This window comes from Blastococcus sp. SYSU DS0753, from assembly GCF_054051175.1.
Map to the genome: position 1 here is coordinate 126,059 of NZ_JBJHAT010000001.1, position 14,764 is coordinate 140,822.

At 74.8% G+C, this 14,764-nt stretch carries 15 protein-coding genes and 1 pseudogene; 12 read left to right on the forward strand and 4 right to left on the reverse strand.

Going from position 1 to position 14,764, the window contains the following annotated elements; genetic code table 11:
- Positions 1-34 precede the first annotated feature (34 nt).
- Genes ACI799_RS00585 through ACI799_RS00595 form a run of 3 tightly spaced genes read left to right on the forward strand, consistent with a single transcriptional unit; the run spans position 35 to position 3,172 of the window.
- A complete protein-coding gene (locus tag ACI799_RS00585) occupies positions 35-958 on the forward strand; it encodes a crotonase/enoyl-CoA hydratase family protein (RefSeq protein ID WP_456599244.1) in 924 nt (307 codons plus the stop codon).
- Positions 955-2,112, forward strand: a complete 1,158-nt coding sequence (locus tag ACI799_RS00590; protein WP_456599245.1) for an acyl-CoA dehydrogenase family protein — start codon at positions 955-957, stop codon at positions 2,110-2,112. Before ACI799_RS00585 ends, ACI799_RS00590 begins: the two co-directional genes overlap by 4 nt.
- A gap of 37 nt (positions 2,113-2,149) precedes the next feature.
- Positions 2,150-3,172 carry an LLM class F420-dependent oxidoreductase gene (locus tag ACI799_RS00595; protein ID WP_456612094.1) on the forward strand — a complete coding sequence of 341 codons (1,023 nt, stop codon included), beginning with the start codon at positions 2,150-2,152 and terminating at the stop codon, positions 3,170-3,172.
- A gap of 47 nt (positions 3,173-3,219) precedes the next feature.
- On the opposite strand, the gene ACI799_RS00600 is transcribed toward ACI799_RS00595, so the two are convergent.
- Positions 3,220-4,026: an enoyl-CoA hydratase/isomerase family protein gene (locus ACI799_RS00600; RefSeq protein WP_456612095.1), complete on the reverse strand. Its 807-nt coding sequence runs from the start codon at positions 4,024-4,026 to the stop codon at positions 3,220-3,222.
- Positions 4,027-4,106: 80 nt separating this feature from the next.
- On the opposite strand from ACI799_RS00600, the gene ACI799_RS00605 reads away from it, so the two are divergent.
- Entirely contained in the window at positions 4,107-4,889 is a 783-nt protein-coding gene (locus ACI799_RS00605) for a crotonase/enoyl-CoA hydratase family protein (protein WP_456612096.1), read from the forward strand.
- 56 nt (positions 4,890-4,945) lie between these two features.
- Here the strand turns inward: ACI799_RS00605 and ACI799_RS00610 are convergent, their stop codons facing one another.
- On the reverse strand, positions 4,946-6,208 hold the full coding sequence (locus ACI799_RS00610) for an acyl-CoA dehydrogenase family protein (RefSeq protein WP_456599249.1): 1,263 nt from the start codon (positions 6,206-6,208) through the stop codon (positions 4,946-4,948).
- A gap of 279 nt (positions 6,209-6,487) precedes the next feature.
- Here ACI799_RS00610 and ACI799_RS00615 point away from each other — a divergent pair, with 279 nt between their 5' ends.
- Entirely contained in the window at positions 6,488-7,267 is a 780-nt protein-coding gene (locus tag ACI799_RS00615; RefSeq protein ID WP_456612097.1) for an SDR family NAD(P)-dependent oxidoreductase, read from the forward strand.
- A gap of 144 nt (positions 7,268-7,411) precedes the next feature.
- Here ACI799_RS00615 and ACI799_RS00620 read toward each other — a convergent pair whose 3' ends face one another.
- On the reverse strand, positions 7,412-8,374 hold the full coding sequence (locus tag ACI799_RS00620; RefSeq protein ID WP_456612098.1) for a hypothetical protein: 963 nt from the start codon (positions 8,372-8,374) through the stop codon (positions 7,412-7,414).
- A 225-nt stretch (positions 8,375-8,599) separates the two neighbouring features.
- On the opposite strand from ACI799_RS00620, the gene ACI799_RS00625 reads away from it, so the two are divergent.
- Positions 8,600-8,827: a hypothetical protein gene (locus tag ACI799_RS00625; RefSeq protein ID WP_456587996.1), complete on the forward strand. Its 228-nt coding sequence runs from the start codon at positions 8,600-8,602 to the stop codon at positions 8,825-8,827.
- A 29-nt stretch (positions 8,828-8,856) separates the two neighbouring features.
- On the opposite strand, the gene ACI799_RS00630 is transcribed toward ACI799_RS00625, so the two are convergent.
- The gene (locus tag ACI799_RS00630; protein WP_456587995.1) at positions 8,857-9,828 is read right to left on the reverse strand and encodes a zinc-binding dehydrogenase; all 972 of its coding nucleotides are present in this window, start codon (positions 9,826-9,828) and stop codon (positions 8,857-8,859) included.
- Between the two features lie 192 nt (positions 9,829-10,020).
- Here ACI799_RS00630 and serA point away from each other — a divergent pair, with 192 nt between their 5' ends.
- The 6 genes and pseudogenes from serA (at position 10,021) to ACI799_RS00660 (ending at position 14,692) form a co-directional block, all read left to right on the forward strand.
- Entirely contained in the window at positions 10,021-11,229 is a 1,209-nt protein-coding gene (gene serA, locus ACI799_RS00635; RefSeq protein ID WP_456599251.1) for a phosphoglycerate dehydrogenase, read from the forward strand.
- A 46-nt stretch (positions 11,230-11,275) separates the two neighbouring features.
- Positions 11,276-12,673, forward strand: a complete 1,398-nt coding sequence (locus tag ACI799_RS00640; RefSeq protein ID WP_456612099.1) for a thioredoxin family protein — start codon at positions 11,276-11,278, stop codon at positions 12,671-12,673.
- Positions 12,670-13,194 (forward strand): annotated as a pseudogene (locus ACI799_RS00645) (UGSC family (seleno)protein). Before ACI799_RS00640 ends, ACI799_RS00645 begins: the two are co-directional and overlap by 4 nt.
- Positions 13,195-13,225: 31 nt before the next feature.
- A complete protein-coding gene (locus tag ACI799_RS00650) occupies positions 13,226-13,828 on the forward strand; it encodes a peroxidase-related enzyme (protein ID WP_456587992.1) in 603 nt (200 codons plus the stop codon).
- A 31-nt stretch (positions 13,829-13,859) separates the two neighbouring features.
- Positions 13,860-14,129, forward strand: coding sequence for a hypothetical protein (locus tag ACI799_RS00655; RefSeq protein WP_456612100.1), 270 nt, complete (start codon positions 13,860-13,862; stop codon positions 14,127-14,129).
- Complete coding sequence (locus ACI799_RS00660; RefSeq protein ID WP_456612101.1) at positions 14,069-14,692, forward strand: SMP-30/gluconolactonase/LRE family protein; 624 nt, start codon at positions 14,069-14,071, stop codon at positions 14,690-14,692. Before ACI799_RS00655 ends, ACI799_RS00660 begins: the two co-directional genes overlap by 61 nt.
- The last annotated feature ends 72 nt before the right edge of the window (positions 14,693-14,764 follow it).

Genomic DNA, 14,764 nt, shown 5'->3' on the forward strand with positions numbered 1-14,764 from the left:
CCGGTCGTCCGCGCCGGCAGAACAGGAGGCCCCCGTGCCCGCTGCGACCGTCGCCCACGGCGAACCGGATCTGCAGGACATCTCGCTGGAGGTGGTCGACGGGATCGCGACGATCACGCTCCAGCGCCCGGACTCGCTCAACGCCTTCACCGACCGGATGGAGGTCGAGCTGCTCGAGGCCCTGGACCGCTGCGACGCCGACGACGCCGTGCGCGCCGTCGTCCTCACCGGGGCAGGGCGTGCCTTCTGCGCCGGCATGGACCTCTCGGCGAGCACGGCCGCGTTCGACGGCTGGCGGACCGACGAGGACGGCGAGGGGCCGCGGATGCGCCGCGACGGCGGTGGCCGGGTGGTGCTGCGCATGTACGAGCTGCACAAGCCGATCATCGCGGCGATCAACGGGCCGGCGGTGGGCGTCGGCATCACGATGACGCTCGCCGCCGACGTGCGCATCGCCGCCGAGGACGCCCGGATGGGCTTCGTCTTCAACCGACGCGGGCTGGTCCCGGAGTCGTGCTCCTCGTGGTTCCTCCCGCGCGTGGTCCCGCTGCAGACGGCGCTCGAGTGGGTGCTGACCGGCCGCGTGTTCCCGGCGGCGGAGGCCCGCGCCGCGGGGCTCGTCCGCAGCCTGCACCCGCGGGCGGAGCTTCTGGAGGTCGCCTACGCGCTCGCCGCGGAGATCGCCGACAACACCGCGGCGGTCTCGGTGGCCCTCGCCCGGCAGATGCTGTGGCGGATGCTCGGCGCGCAGCACCCCGTCGTCGCGCACGAGGTGGAGACGCACGCCCTGAACGTCCGGGGCACCAGCGACGACGCCCGGGAGGGCATCGCCGCCTTCCTGGAGAAACGGCCGGCGCGGTTCCCCGGCGTGGTGTCGCGGGACCTGCCCGACGTCTTCGCGGGGCTGCCCGCCCCGGAGTACCGCGAGCCGCTGACCAGCGATCGGGAGGCACGGTGAAGCGCACCCTGTACACGACCGACCACGAGGACTTCCGCGGCGTGGTCGCCGAGTTCGTGGCCCGCGAGGTGGCGCCCCACCTCGAGCGGTGGGACGACGAGCGGCTCATCGACCGCGAGGTCTGGCTCAAGGCCGGTGAGCAGGGCGTCATCGGGCTGTCGGCGCCGGCCGAGCACGGGGGCGCCGGGATGGCGGGCGACTACCGCTACCGCTTCGTCGTCCTCGAGGAGCTGGCCAAGGTCTTCGCCGCGTCGGTGGCCTCCGGGTTCTCCCTGCAGGACGACATCGCGATCCCCTACATCGTCTCCCTGGGCACCGAGGAGCAGCAGCGGCGCTGGCTGCCCCGGATGTGCGCCGGCGAGATCATCGGCGCGATCGCCATGACCGAGCCGGGCACCGGCAGCGATCTGCAGGGCATCCGCACCTCCGCCCGCAAGGTCGAGGGCGGCTGGGTGGTGAACGGTGCGAAGACGTTCATCACGAACGGCATCCAGTCCGACCTGGTCATCACCGTGGCGCGCACCGATCCCGCCGGCGGGCCCGGTGGCTTCAGCCTCCTGGTGGTGGAGCGGGGCATGGCCGGATTCACCCGGGGCCGCAAGCTCAAGAAGGTCGGGCTTCAGGCGCAGGACACCGCCGAGCTGTTCTTCGAGGACGTCTTCGTGCCCGACGAGAACCTGCTGGGCGCCGAAGGCGGCGGGTTCCGCCAGCTCATGTCCCACCTGCCGCTGGAGCGCCTCTCCATCGCCGCCCACGCGGTGGCCGTCGCCGGGGCCACGCTGGCCGCGACGCTGGACTACACCCAGCAGCGGACGGCCTTCGGGCAGCCCGTCGCAGACTTCCAGAACACCCGCTTCGAACTGGCCGACGTCTCGACCGAGGTCGACGTCACCCAGGTCTACGTCGACCGGGCGGTGCTGGCGTACAACGACGGCGAGCTCGGCGCGGTGGACGCCGCCCGGGCCAAGCTCTGGGGGAGCGAGGTGCAGAACCGGGTGATCGACCGGTGCCTGCAGCTGCACGGCGGTTACGGCTACATGCTCGAGTACCCGGTGGCGCGGGCCTTCCAGGACGCCCGGGTGCAGCGCATCTTCGGCGGCACGAACGAGATCATGCGCCAGATCATCGGCCGCGACCTGGTGGGCCGGAAGTGAGCGCCGCGGGCCGGCCCGGTCGGCCGGGAGGACACGCGTGAAGCTCGGACTGGCCCTGGGTTACTGGGGTGCGCGGCAGCCGGAGGGGCAGGCGGAGCAGGTCGCGCTCGCCGAGGAGCTGGGCTTCGAGTCCGTCTGGACGGCCGAGGCCTACGGCTCGGACGCCCTGACGCCGCTGGCCTGGCTCGGCAGCCGCACGGCGCGGCTGGAGCTGGGGACGGCGGTGGTGCAGTTGTCGGCGCGCACCCCGGCCGCGACGGCGATGGCGGCGATGACGCTGGACCACCTCAGCGGCGGACGCTTCGTGCTGGGCCTCGGCGTCTCGGGGCCGCAGGTGGTCGAGGGGTGGTACGGCCAGCCGTACCCCAAGCCCCTCGCGCGGACCCGCGAGTACGTCGAGATCCTGCGCCGGGTGATGCGGCGGGACGTGGTCCGGTTCGAGGGGGAGCACTACACCGTTCCCCATGCCGGGGGCACGGGCCTCGGCAAGCCGCTGCGCTCGACCGTCCACCCGGTCCGCAGCGACATCCCGGTGCTGCTCGCCGCGGAGGGGTCGAAGAACGTCGCGCTGGCGGCGGAGATAGCCGACGGGTGGATCCCGCTGTTCTACTCGCCGCACGACGACGCCCACTACCGCGCGTCGCTGGCGGAGGGGTTCGCCCGGCCGGGCGCCCGTCGCACCCCGGACGACTTCCGCGTCCCGTGCATGGTCGGCGTCGAGATCGACGACGACGTCGAGGCCGCCGCCGACCGGGTGCGCCCGATGCTCGCGCTCTACATCGGGGGGATGGGCGCGCGCGGCGTCAACTTCCACTACGAGGTGCTCGCCCGCATGGGCTTCGAGGCCGAGTGCGCCCGCATCCAGGACCTCTACCTCGACGGACGCAAGGACGAGGCGGTCGCCGCCGTGCCGTTGGCGATGGTGGAGAAGGTGGCCCTGGTCGGCCCCCGGGAGAAGATCGCCGACGACCTCGCCGCCTGGGAGGAGTCCCTGGTGACCACGATGCTCGTCAGCGGATCGGCCCGGACCCTGCGCACCATGGCCGAGATCGCCGGCTGAGCCGCCCGGCGGCGGGGGGAACCGCCGCCGGGCCGGCCGGCGGGTGCTCAGCGCCGCGTGTAGACCGGGGACCGCTTCTCGACGAACGCGGCCGTCGCCTCGCGCGCGTCCGCGGTGAGCGCGGTGATGACCTGCTGCCGGTTCTCGAACTCGATCGCCGCGGCGAACGACGCCGTCTCCAGGGCGATCCACATGCCCTGCTTGGTGAGCTCCACGGACGCCGGCGGGTTGCGCAGGATCTCCTGCGCCGTGGCCAGCGCGCGGTCGACCAGCTGGTCGTCGGCCACGACGTCGACCACCAGGCCCATCGTCCGCGCCTCCTCGGCGGTGAACCGGCGCCCGGTGAGCATCAGCTCGTGCGCGCGGCCCGCCCCGACGATGCGGGGGAGCAGCCACGACACCCCGATGTCGCACGCGGAGTACCCGGCGCGGATGAAGCCGACGGCGAAGACGGCCGATCGGGCGGCGATGCGGATGTCGGAGGCGCAGACGAGCGCCAGACCGCCACCGGCCGCCGGGCCGTTGACCGCGGCGATCACCGGCTGCGGGAGCCGGTGCAGCTGCTCGGCGAGCCGGGCGATCTCCCGCTGCCGGTCCAGCGCCGCCAGCACGGTGCCGTCGCGCTCGACCCGCTGGTCGTCCCCGTCGTAGCCGTGCAGGTCCAGGCCGGCGCAGAACGCCCGCCCGGCGCCGGTCAGCACGACGACGCGGCACTCGCGGTCCGCGGCGATCGAGGTCAGGGCGGCGCCGAGCTCGGCCACCAGCTCGGCGCTCATCGTGTTGAGCCGGTCGGGGCGGTCGAGGGTGACGGTGGTGACCCCGGGAACGGGTGTCGTCAGCCGGACGAGGGCCATGGCGCACTCCCTTAACGATCGATCACTACCAGCCTAGGGTGGGTGGGCCAGCGGAACCAGGGTCCTGGGAGGAAATCGCCATGGGTGAGCAGCAGCGGGTGACCACCACGGTCGTCGACGGGGTCGCGTCGGTGACCCTCGACCGCCCCGACAAGCTGAACGCACTCGATCCGGCGATGTTCGAGGCGCTGGTCGACGCCGGGACCGCGCTCATCGAGCGGGACGACGTCGGCGCCGTGGTGCTCGCCGGCGCGGGCCGCGCGTTCTGCGCCGGCCTGGACTTCGCGCAGTTCGCGGCGATGCGGGACGGCGCGCGCGGGGACGTGGTGGCCGACCGCCCGCAGCTTGGCGCCGCACGAGCGCTGGCTCAGCAGGCGGTGCACGTCTGGTCGCTGGTCCCGGCCCCGGTCGTCGCGGCGGTGCACGGCGTGGCCTTCGGGGGAGGGCTGCAGGTCGCCCTCGGCGCCGACATCCGGATCGTCGCCCCCGACACCCAGCTGTCGGTGATGGAGATCCAATGGGGGCTGGTCCCCGACATGATGGGGACCCAGCTGCTGCCCGAGCTGGTCGGCCGGGACGTCGCGAAGGAACTGGCCCTCACGGGGCGCAAGGTGGACGGCGCGGAGGCGGTGCGGATCGGTCTGGCCACGCGGCAGGCCGACGACCCGCTGGGCGCCGCCCGGGCGCTGGCCGAGGAGATCGCGGGGCACGGCCGCAACGCCCCCCGCGGCGTGAAGCGGCTGGTCGACCTCGCCGGCCGGGTGCCCCTCGAGGAGGGGCTGCAGGCCGAGCAGGACGTCATCCGCGCCCTCATCGGTTCCGAGGAGCAGGTGGCCGCCGTCCGCCGCCGTCTCGCCCGCTGACCTGGTGCCCGCATCGGCCGGTGGCCGCCCGAGGGCAGCCGCCGGCCGATGCGGTCTCAGGCCTGGTGCCGGCGCCGCCCGGCGAAGCCGAAGAGCGTGCCGGCGACCTTGCGGATCTGGATCTCCTCCGCGCCCTCGGTGATCCGGTAGCGCCGGTGGTGCCGGTAGATGTGCTCGAAGGGCTGGTTGCGCGAGTAGCCCTCGCCGCCGTGGATCTGCATGGCCCGGTCGGCCGCGTCGCAGACCAGGCGGTTGGCCCGGTAGTTCGCCATGGAGACGTACTCGCTCACGTCCGTCGGATCGCCGGCCTCGTCGAGGGTCCAGGCCGCCTTGCGCACCAGCCCCCGGACCATCTCCGCCTCGGTGTGCAGCTCGACGAGCGGCCACTGGACCGCCTGGCGGCGGGACAGCGGCTCGCCGAACGTGATGCGCTCCCGGGCGCGGGCGACGGACCGGTCGATGCAGAACTGGGCGGCGCCCAGGCTGGAGGCGGCCTGGCGGATCCGGTTCTCGTGCAGGAAGTGCTGGGCGATGGTGAGCCCCTCGTCCTCGGCCCCGAGAATGGTGCTCGCCGGCACGCGGACGTCGCGCAGCGAGACGTTCGCGTGATCGGTCGGCATGTTGAAGGTCCAGTCGTAGCTGGTGACCTCCAGGCCGGGCGTGCCCATCGGCACCACGAAGGCGGTGATGCCGCGGGCGTCGCCGTCCTTCCCGCTGGTGCGGGCGAAGACGACGTCGTGCGTCGCGCTGTGCACCCCGGAGTTCCAGCGCTTGCGACCGTTGATCACCCACGAGTCGCCGTCCCGCACGGCGCGGGTCTCCATCCACGTGGCGTCGCTGCCGTGGTCCGGCTCGGTGAGGGCGAAGGCCACCCCCCGGGTGCCGGTGATCATGCCCTCGATCAGGTCGTCCTTCTGCTCCTGCGTGCCGAACTCGTGGACGATCATCACGAACGGGAGGTTCGCGACGACCGAGGACTCGTTCTGCAGGTCGTTGTGCAGGCCCAGGCCGCGGTGGGCCAGGTGCTCGCGGACGACGGCCATCTCCAGGTTCGTCGCGCCCCGTCCGCCGAGCTCCGCAGGCAGGGCGTACCGGAAGAAGCCGGCCGCGTCGGCCCGGCGTTTCATCTCGGCGAGCAGCTCCTCCCACTCCCGTCGGGGGGTGCCCCCGGCCTCCCAGTCGGTGCGGGCCCACTCCCGCCGGTGGTCGAAGTACTGCTGGTTCTCCTCCTCCAGCGGGAGGATCTCCTTGTCGATGAACGCGTCGAGCTCGTCCAGGAAGCGCTGCAATCGGTCGGGGAGCACGAAGTCCATGGTCATCCGTCCTAGCGTGTGTTTTAGTGAGCGCTAGGTTAGGGCCCTCCGGGCGGGGCGTCCAGGGTCTGCGGCGCCGCGGATCCGGGGGGCCGCCGGGGGGCCGGCCACCGGACGCGTCCGGGACTGCTCCGTCATCGCCACCTGGTCCGCCGCGGCGGACCGACCACCACCGGGAGAGCTGGTGCACCGTCATCCCGACCTCGCGATCGATCCCCTCGCGCCCTCCGCCGCGCTGAGCCGGCGGGCCGGAGCCGCCTCCGCACCGGCCGCCGGGAGCACGCGGTGAGCGGGCTGTTCGACCTGACCGGGCGGGCCGCGCTGGTCACCGGCGGCGGCTCCGGCATCGGGCTGGGCATGGCCAGGGCGCTGGCCGGCGCCGGCGCGGCCGTGACCCTGTGGGGGCGCAACGGGCAACGCGTCCGTGCGGCCGCCGACGCGCTCCGCGGCACCGGCGCCGACGCGCACGCGCAGCAGGTGGACGTGTCCGACGAGGCCGCCGTCGCCCGCGGGATGCGCGCGGCGGCGGACCTCCTCGGCGGGCTCGACGTCGTCGTGGTCAACGCCGGTGTCGGGTTGCCGCTCGCCCCGCTGGTCCAGGCGTCCACCGAGGACTACCGGGCGACGATGGCGACCAACCTCGACGGCGCCTTCTGGACCGTCCGGGAGGCCGCCCGGGTGATGCTGGAGCGCGGCAGGCAGGGGCGCCCGGGCGGATCGATCATCGCCGTGGCGAGCCTCGCGGCGATCGAGGGCGCCGGGCGCAACCACGCCTACGGCATGGCCAAGGCCGGCCTCACCGGGCTGGTCCGGTCCTCGGCCGTCGAGCTGGCCCGCCACGGCATCCGGGTCAACGCCGTCCTCCCGGGGTGGATCGCCACGGACATGACCGCCGCCGCGCAGACGTCGTCGACCGTCACCGACCGGGTGATCTCCCGCGTCCCCGCCGGCCGCTGGGGCGAGCCGGACGACTTCGCCGGCGTCGCCGTCTACCTGGCCGGCGACGCATCGGCCTACCAGACCGGCAGCACCGTGGTGATCGACGGCGGCTACAGCGTCTTCTGAGCACCGGCTCCCGATGCTCCGGTCGCGGGGCGGTCGAGGCCGTGCCGACCGGCACGACCAGCCGGCCCGGTCAGCAGGTGCGCGCCGGGGGCGGTGCGGGGCCGATCCGGGCCGGGCGCCGTCCCGGAGCGGCGCCCGGTGCGCTCAGCGACCCCGCGGTGGCCGGGCGCGGCGCAGCCGGCCGAGGAACCGGCCGGGCGCCGTGGCCTCCGGGCGCTCCGTCGGGAGGGCGATCGAGCCGGCCGTGCGCCGGAGCTCCGTCTCGAGGTCGGACCGCCGGCGCTCGAGCTCGGTCACGTCGGCCAGCAGCGCGGCCCGGCGCTCCGCGGCCTGCGCATCCAGGCGGTCCCGGAGCGCCGCCGCCTCGTCGTCCGCGCGCCGGCGTTCCGCCCGGGCGGTCGCCAGCATCCGGACGACCTCGTCCCTGCCCTGCACGCGGAGGTGGGCCACATCGGCCGCGGCCTGCTCCCCGAGACGAGCGGCCTGGTCGGCGGCGCGCTGCTCCACGGCGCGCGCGGCCGACGCGCGGGCCTCCGCCTCGGCCGCGGCGTCCCGGCGGGCCTGCTCGGCGTCGTCGACCACCCGCTGCGCCGCCGCGACCATCGCCTGGGCCCGCGTGGCGGCGTCGGCGATCGTCTCGCCGGCCCGCGCCCGGGCATCCGCCAGCTCGGCCTCGGCGCGGGCCGTGAGCTCGTCGGCCTGCCTGCGGGCCGTGGCGCGGAGGGCCTCCGCCTCGGCCGTGATGCCCTCGGCCTGGTCGGCCGCCGCGGCGAGCATCGACCCGATGCGGTCCGACAGCCGCAGGAACTCGCCGCCACCGGCGGAGTGGTCGAGCAGCTGGCGCGCGTCGTCGAGCGCGGCCTGGGTCTGCAGGCAGCGGGCGAGCAGGTGCTCCCGCTCCCGGTCCGCCGTGGCGAGTTCGTCCTCCGCCCACTGGACGTAGGTGTCGACCTGGAACCGGTCGTAACCCGCCAGCGCCCGGCCGAACATCGGCGCGGCCCGGAAGATGGTGGGCAGGTCCCCGGAGACGTTCGGCGGCGTGCGCTCGGCCGGCGGTGCGCTGCCGATGACCTCGACAGCGCTCTGGTCCTGCGTCGCAGTGCTCATGCCGCTGCCTCCTCCTGTGCTGTTCCGGCGACCATCGCGCTGACGCTAGGTCGGCGGAGCGGCGGCGCGCCCGTCCAGCACGGGGCTCGTCACCCGGCGGGGTGGGGTGCGCACCCGGTCCGGCCGTCGCCTCCGGTGGCCGTCGCCCTGCGTGACGTCCCCCGGTGGGGTGAGTGGCGCCGCGCGGGCGTTCACGGCCGGCCGGCGCGGGGCACACCGTGGCGCATGGCACCGTCCAGCTCCGCCCCGGCCCCCGGCAGCATGACCGTCGACGTCCTGTTCCAGTGGGAGGTGCTGGCCACCGTCGTGCTGGTGGCGGCCGTCCTGGCGATCGCCGCCGTCGTGGCGCTGTCGGCCGCACCGGGGGCGGGCGACCGCTCCGAGTGGCAGCGCTGGCTGGCCGCGCGGTCGCGGACGGGTGCGGAGCCGGGCGGACCGCGCGCGGACGGCTGACCCGCCGCAGCGCGTCGGGCGGAGCCCGGTCAGGCCGTGGAGAGCACGACCTTGTACTGGCCGGGACGCGGCTGGATCGCCGCCGCGAAGGCGGCCTGGACGTCGTCGACCGGGTGGACGTCGCTGACGTAGACGTCGCGCAGCTCCGGGTGTGCGGCGAGGTAGGTGCCCGCGTCCCGCAGCACCCGCGCGCGCTCGAGCGTGACCCCGGCGCGCAGGGTCAGGTTCTTCCGCAGGAAGGTGATCATGTCCAGCGGGTAGACCGGGTCGTCGGGGATGCCGAAGTAGAGCAGTTCGCCGCCCGGTGCGACGGCGACCAGGCAGTCCTGCAGCGTCGTCACCTGGTGGCCGACGGCCTCGACGACGACAGCGGGCCGGTCGGCGTCGCCGAGGGACGCCGCCCACAGGCTCGCGCCGGCGGTCACCGTCTCGTCGACGCCGAAGACGTCGGCCGCGGCGCTGCGGTCGACCCGGTCGACCCCGACGACGACACCGGCGCCGCGCTGCTTGAGCACGTGGCTGAACAGCAGCCCGATGGGCCCCTGGCCGACGACGGCGACCACCTTCCCCCGCACGTCACCGAGCTGCTCGGCGGCGTAGAGGACACAGGCGAGCGGCTGCAGCATCACGGCCGTGGTCGGCGCCAGCGCGGTGTCGTAGCCGGCCAGCCCGTCGCCGTCGGTGACGACCAGCTCGGCGATCCCGTCGAAGGCGGCCGCCCAGCCGACGACCAGGTCACCGGGGGAGTGCGCGGGGTGCCGGCTGGCGACGACCTCGCCGACCACCTCGTGCAGCGGGAAACCGGGCGCCCGCGTCGTCCGGTTCGCCGGGTCCGCGGCGTGCAGGAACGGCGCGCCCTTGAAGAACGGCAGGTCGCTGCCGCAGATGCCGCCCGCCCTGGTGGCCAGCAGGACCTGCCCGTCCGCCAGGTCCTCGGCGCGCGGCGCGGTGACCTCCACCCGCTCGAAGGTGAACGGTCCGCTCAGCCGCTGCGCCCACACGCCGGTCGCCTCCCGTCGCCACGGTCGCCGTGGCGCGGCCGTCCGGGAAGTGAACCAGCGCCCGGCCCCGAGCGCAGCGGGACACCGGTCGAAGGCCGGGTCGGTGCCGCCGGGATACTGGGCAGGTCGCGCACGCGCGGCGACGCGTCGGCGCACCGGGCCGGCGGTTCCACGGTCGAGGAGGTCCCGGACGTGCCCAGAGCGCTGCTGCTGGAGAACATCGACCCGGTCGCGACCGAGATCCTCGGTGCCGCCGGTTACGAGGTCGAGTCGCTGCGGGGTGCGCTGGACGAGGCCGACCTGATCGCCGCGCTCGACGGGGTCGACGTGCTCGGTATCCGGTCCAAGACGCAGGTGACCGCCGAGGTGCTGCGCAGCCGTCCGGGCCTCTCGGCGCTGGGCGCCTTCTGCATCGGCACCAACCAGATCGACCTGACCGCGGCCGCGGCGGCGGGCGTGGCGGTGTTCAACGCGCCGTTCTCGAACACCCGCAGCGTGGTGGAGATGGCGATCGCCGAGATCATCATCCTGGCCCGGCGGCTGGTCGACCGCGACCGCGCGCTGCACGCCGGCACCTGGGACAAGTCGGCCGCCGGCAGCCACGAGATCCGCGGGCGGACGCTGGGCATCGTCGGTTACGGCAACATCGGCAGCCAGCTCTCGGTGCTCGCCGAGGCGCTCGGCATGCGGGTGCTCTTCTACGACCTCGAGGACAAGCTGGCCCTCGGCAACGCGCAGCGCTGCGAGACCCTCGACGAGCTGCTCGAGCGGTCGGAGACCGTCACGCTGCACGTGGACGGGCGGGGCGGCAACGCGGGCATGTTCGGCGCCGAGCAGTTCGCCCGCATGCGGCCGCGCAGCCTGTTCCTCAACCTCTCCCGCGGGTTCGTCGTCGACCACGAGGCGCTGCGCGAGAACATCCTGAGCGGGCACATCGCCGGAGCGGCGGTCGACGTCTTCCCCGAGGAGCCGCGCGAGCAGGGCGACGCGTTCACCTCCGTGCTGCGCGGCCTGCCCAACGTGATCCTCACCCCGCACGTCGGCGGCTCGACGCAGGAGGCCCAGCACGACATCGGGCGGTTCGTGGCCGGCAAGCTCGTCGACTACACCGCCACGGGGACGACGACGCTGAGCGTCAACCTCCCCACGGTCGTCCTGCACAGCACCTCCGCCGACCGCTTCGCGCTGCTGCACCGGAACGTCCCGGGCGTCCTGGCGCGGGTCGACGCGCTCGTCGGCGAGCACGGCCTGAACGTGGACGCCCAGGTGCTGGCCACCCGCGGGGAGCTGGGTTACGCGGTCACCGACGTCAGCGACCCGCTGCCGGCCGATCTGCTGGCCGGCCTCGCCGCCCTGCCGGAGACCGTCCGCCTGACGAGGTTCGGCCCCCGGGCGGACTGACCCGCGCGGCCTGGCCGGGGGACCGGCGCCTCGGTACGGTCGCGGCGTGCGGCTCCCCGACGGTCTCGTGGCCGTGGTGAAGCGCGACTGCCCCACCTGCGTCCTCGTCGAGCCGGTGCTGCGGCAGCTCGGCGCCGCCGTCTGGTGCCAGGACGACGCCGGGTGGTTCGACGGTGACGACACCGGCCTGGAGCTGTCCTACCGGCTGGGCATCGAGACCGTGCCGACCCTGCTGCGCGTGGCCGACGGCGCCGAGACCGCCCGGGTGGTCGGGTGGAGCCGCGAGCAGTGGGTCGAGCTGACCGGGGTCCCGGGACTCGGTGCGGGGCTGCCCGAGCACCGGCCCGGCTGCGGCTCGCTCTCGGTGGACCCCTCGCGCGTCGACGGGCTGGAGGCCCGCTACGGCGGCAGCGGGCTGGCGAGCCGGCGGGTCGAGCTCGCCGAGCTGGAGAACGAGCACGAGGCGCTGTTCGACCGCGGCTGGACCGACGGGCTGCCCGTCGTCCCGCCGACGCCGGAGCGGGTGCTGCGGATGCTGCGCGGCACCACCCGCGATCCCGCCGAGGTCGTGGCCGTGGTGCCGCCCGACCTCGTCGAGTGCACGGTGGAGAAGGTGGCGGTCAACGCGGTCATGGCCGGCTGCCTGCCCGAGCACCTGCCGGTCGTGCTGGCCGCCCTGGAGGCCGCCGCCGCCGCGGAGTTCGCCCTGCACGGGCTGCTCGCGACGACGTACTTCTCCGGGCCGCTCGTCGTGGTGAACGGACCGGTGGCCGCGCGGATCGGCATGAACAGCGGGGTCAACGCCCTGGGGCAGGGCAATCGCGCCAACGCCACCATCGGCCGCGCCCTGCAGCTGGTGGTCCGCAACGTCGGTGGCGGCCGCCCCGGTGAGGTCGACCGGGCGACGTTCGGCAACCCGGGCAAGTTCACCTTCTGCTTCGCCGAGCGCGAGCACGACAGCCCGTTCACCCCGCTGGCCGCCGACCGCGGCGTCCCCGGGAACGCCGTCACCGTCTTCGCCGGGTCGGGCGTGCAGCCGGTGGTCGACCAGCTCAGCCGCGATCCCGGGTCGCTGGCCCGCACGTTCGCCGCGTGCCTGCGGGTCAACGCCCACCCCAAGCTGCCGATGGCGTTCGACGCGATGCTGCTGGTCTCGCCCGAGCACGGCCGGGTGTTCCGCGACGCCGGCTGGGACCGCGCGCGGCTGCTCGCCGAGCTCGAGGACCTGCTCACCCTCCCCGCCGACGAGCTGGTGCGCGGTGCCGGTGGCATGGCCGAGGGGATACCCGCGGGTCCGGCCGGGGGCGATCTGCCCAAGTTCCGGCCCGGCGGTCTGCTGGTCGCGCACGCCGGCGGCGACGCCGGGTTGTTCAGCGCGATCATCGGGGGCTGGGTGGCCGGGGAGACCGGGAGCGTCCCGGTGACCAGAGAGGTGCATGCATGAGGACCGTCCTGGACCCGACCGGGGAGCAGCGGGCGGCCGCCCGCGAGCTGCTGCCCCGCCCTGCCTCGCTGCGCGGCCGCCGCGTGGGGCTGCTCGACATCAGCAAGGCGCGCGGCGACGTCGTCCTCGATCGCCTGGCCGAGCTGCTCACCGCTGACGGGGCGGTCGTGCGCCGCTACCGCAAGCCGACCTTCGCCCGCACCGCCCCGGTGGACCTGCGGCACGAGATAGCCGAGCAGTGCGAGGTGGTCATCGAGGCACTGGCCGATTAGGGCTCGTGCACGTCGTGCAGTGTGCACGACATCGCCGACCTCGAGCGCCGCGGCGTCGTCGGGGTCTTCCTCGCCAGCGAGGCCTTCGCCGAGGCCGCCCGGGTGCAGGGTGCGGCGCTGGGCTTCCCCGCGCCGTGCGTGCTGGTGCCGCATCCGGTCCAGGACCGCACCGACGCGGAGCTGCGGTCGGCCGCGGAGTCGGCGTACCCCGCGGTGCTCGCCGCCGTCACCGCGGCCTCCGGCGGGTGACGTGGGACGCCCGCGCTGCCAGGGTGGGCCGATGACCGAGATGCCGATCAGCCGCTTCCCCCTCCGGTCCACCGGCGAGCTGCCCCCCGACCTCGCCGAGCGCTACGCGGAGGTCGCGGAGCGATCCGGGTTCCTGCCCAACGTGTTCGCCGCGCTGGCCTGGCGGCCGGACGAGGCCCGGGCGTTCTTCGCCATGCACGACGCGCTCATGGACAAGGAGACGCCGGGGCTGTCGAAGGCCGACCGGGAGCTGATCGTGGTGGCCACCAGCGCCGGCAACGACTGCCTGTACTGCGTCGTCGCGCACGGCGCCGTCGCCCGCATCCGCACGAAGGACCCGCACATCGCCGACCACGTCGCGGTCGACTGGCGCAAGGCGCCGCTGTCCCCGCGCATGCACGCCGTGCTCGCGGTGGCCACCCGCCTGGCGGCCGACCCGGCGGCGGTCACCGCCGAGGATCTGGCGGGTCTCGCCGAGCACGGGCTCACCGAGGACGACATCTGGGACGTCGGCATGATCACGTCCTTCTTCGCGCTCTCCAACCGGTTGGCGCACTTCGCGGCGATCACCCCGAACCCGGAGTTCTTCCTGATGGGCCGGCTGCCGCGGACCGCCGAGGCACCGTCCACCTGACCCTCGGGCGGGTGCGCGCTACGGTCCGCCGGTGACCGCTCCGACGACGTCCGTGCTCGCCGACGACCTCGGCTTCCCGGAGGCCCCGCGCTGGCACGCGGGCCGGCTGTGGTTCTCCGACTTCCACGACCGCGTGGTGCGCCGGATGCCCGCCGCGGGCGGCCCCGAGGTGGCGCTGGAGCTCGACGACAGCCCGTCGGGGCTGGGCTGGCTGCCCGGGGTGACCTGCTGGTCGTCTCCATGGTGCGGCGGGCGCTGCTGCGGGTGGGGGAGGACGGCACCCGGGTGCATGCCGACCTGACCGCCGTGACCCGGTTCCGGGCCAACGACCTGCTCGTCGACGCGGCCGGCCGGGCCTACGTCAGCAGCTTCGGCTTCGACCTCGAGGGCGGCGACGCCCCCGAGGCGACCGATCTGGTCCGCGTCGACCCCGACGGCTCGGTCTCCGTCGCCGCGGCGGACGTCGTCTTCCCCAACGGCATGGTGCTCAGCCCCGACGGCCGCACCCTCGTCGTCGCCGAGACCTACGGCGCGCGGCTGACGGCGTTCGACGTCGCGCCGGACGGGGCGCTCTCCGGTCGCCGCGTCTTCGCCGAGCTTCCGGGGGTCGCCCCCGACGGCATCTGCCTGGACGCCGAGGGGCAGGTGTGGGTGGCCACCGCACGTACGCCGGAGGTGCTCCGGGTGCGCGACGGGGGAGAGGTGACCGCCCGGGTCGAGGTGGGCAGCGGCTCGCTCTCCTACGCCTGCGCGCTGGGCGGGGAGGACGGCCGAACCCTCTTCGTGTGCACCGCGCCGAGCTGGCGTCCGGGCCCGCGCGCCGGCCGCATCGAGGCCGCCCGGGTGGAGGTCGGCGCCGGCTGAGTGCCGCGGCTGGACGTGCCCTGCTCGCGCGGGCGGTGCCGCTCGGTCGCGCACGCCGCGCGGTGCGCGCAG

What these genes read in the sequence shown, in the direction of transcription:
- ACI799_RS00600 (WP_456612095.1), bottom strand. Translation starts at nt 4,026, where the DNA reads ATGGCCCTCGTCCGGCTGACGACACCCGTTCCCGGGGTCACCACCGTC.
- ACI799_RS00605 (WP_456612096.1), top strand. Translation starts at nt 4,107, where the DNA reads ATGGGTGAGCAGCAGCGGGTGACCACCACGGTCGTCGACGGGGTCGCG.
- ACI799_RS00610 (WP_456599249.1), bottom strand. Translation starts at nt 6,208, where the DNA reads ATGACCATGGACTTCGTGCTCCCCGACCGATTGCAGCGCTTCCTGGAC.
- ACI799_RS00620 (WP_456612098.1), bottom strand. Translation starts at nt 8,374, where the DNA reads ATGAGCACTGCGACGCAGGACCAGAGCGCTGTCGAGGTCATCGGCAGC.
- ACI799_RS00625 (WP_456587996.1), top strand. Translation starts at nt 8,600, where the DNA reads ATGGCACCGTCCAGCTCCGCCCCGGCCCCCGGCAGCATGACCGTCGAC.
- ACI799_RS00650 (WP_456587992.1), top strand. Translation starts at nt 13,226, where the DNA reads ATGACCGAGATGCCGATCAGCCGCTTCCCCCTCCGGTCCACCGGCGAG.
- ACI799_RS00660 (WP_456612101.1), top strand. Translation starts at nt 14,069, where the DNA reads ATGGTGCGGCGGGCGCTGCTGCGGGTGGGGGAGGACGGCACCCGGGTG.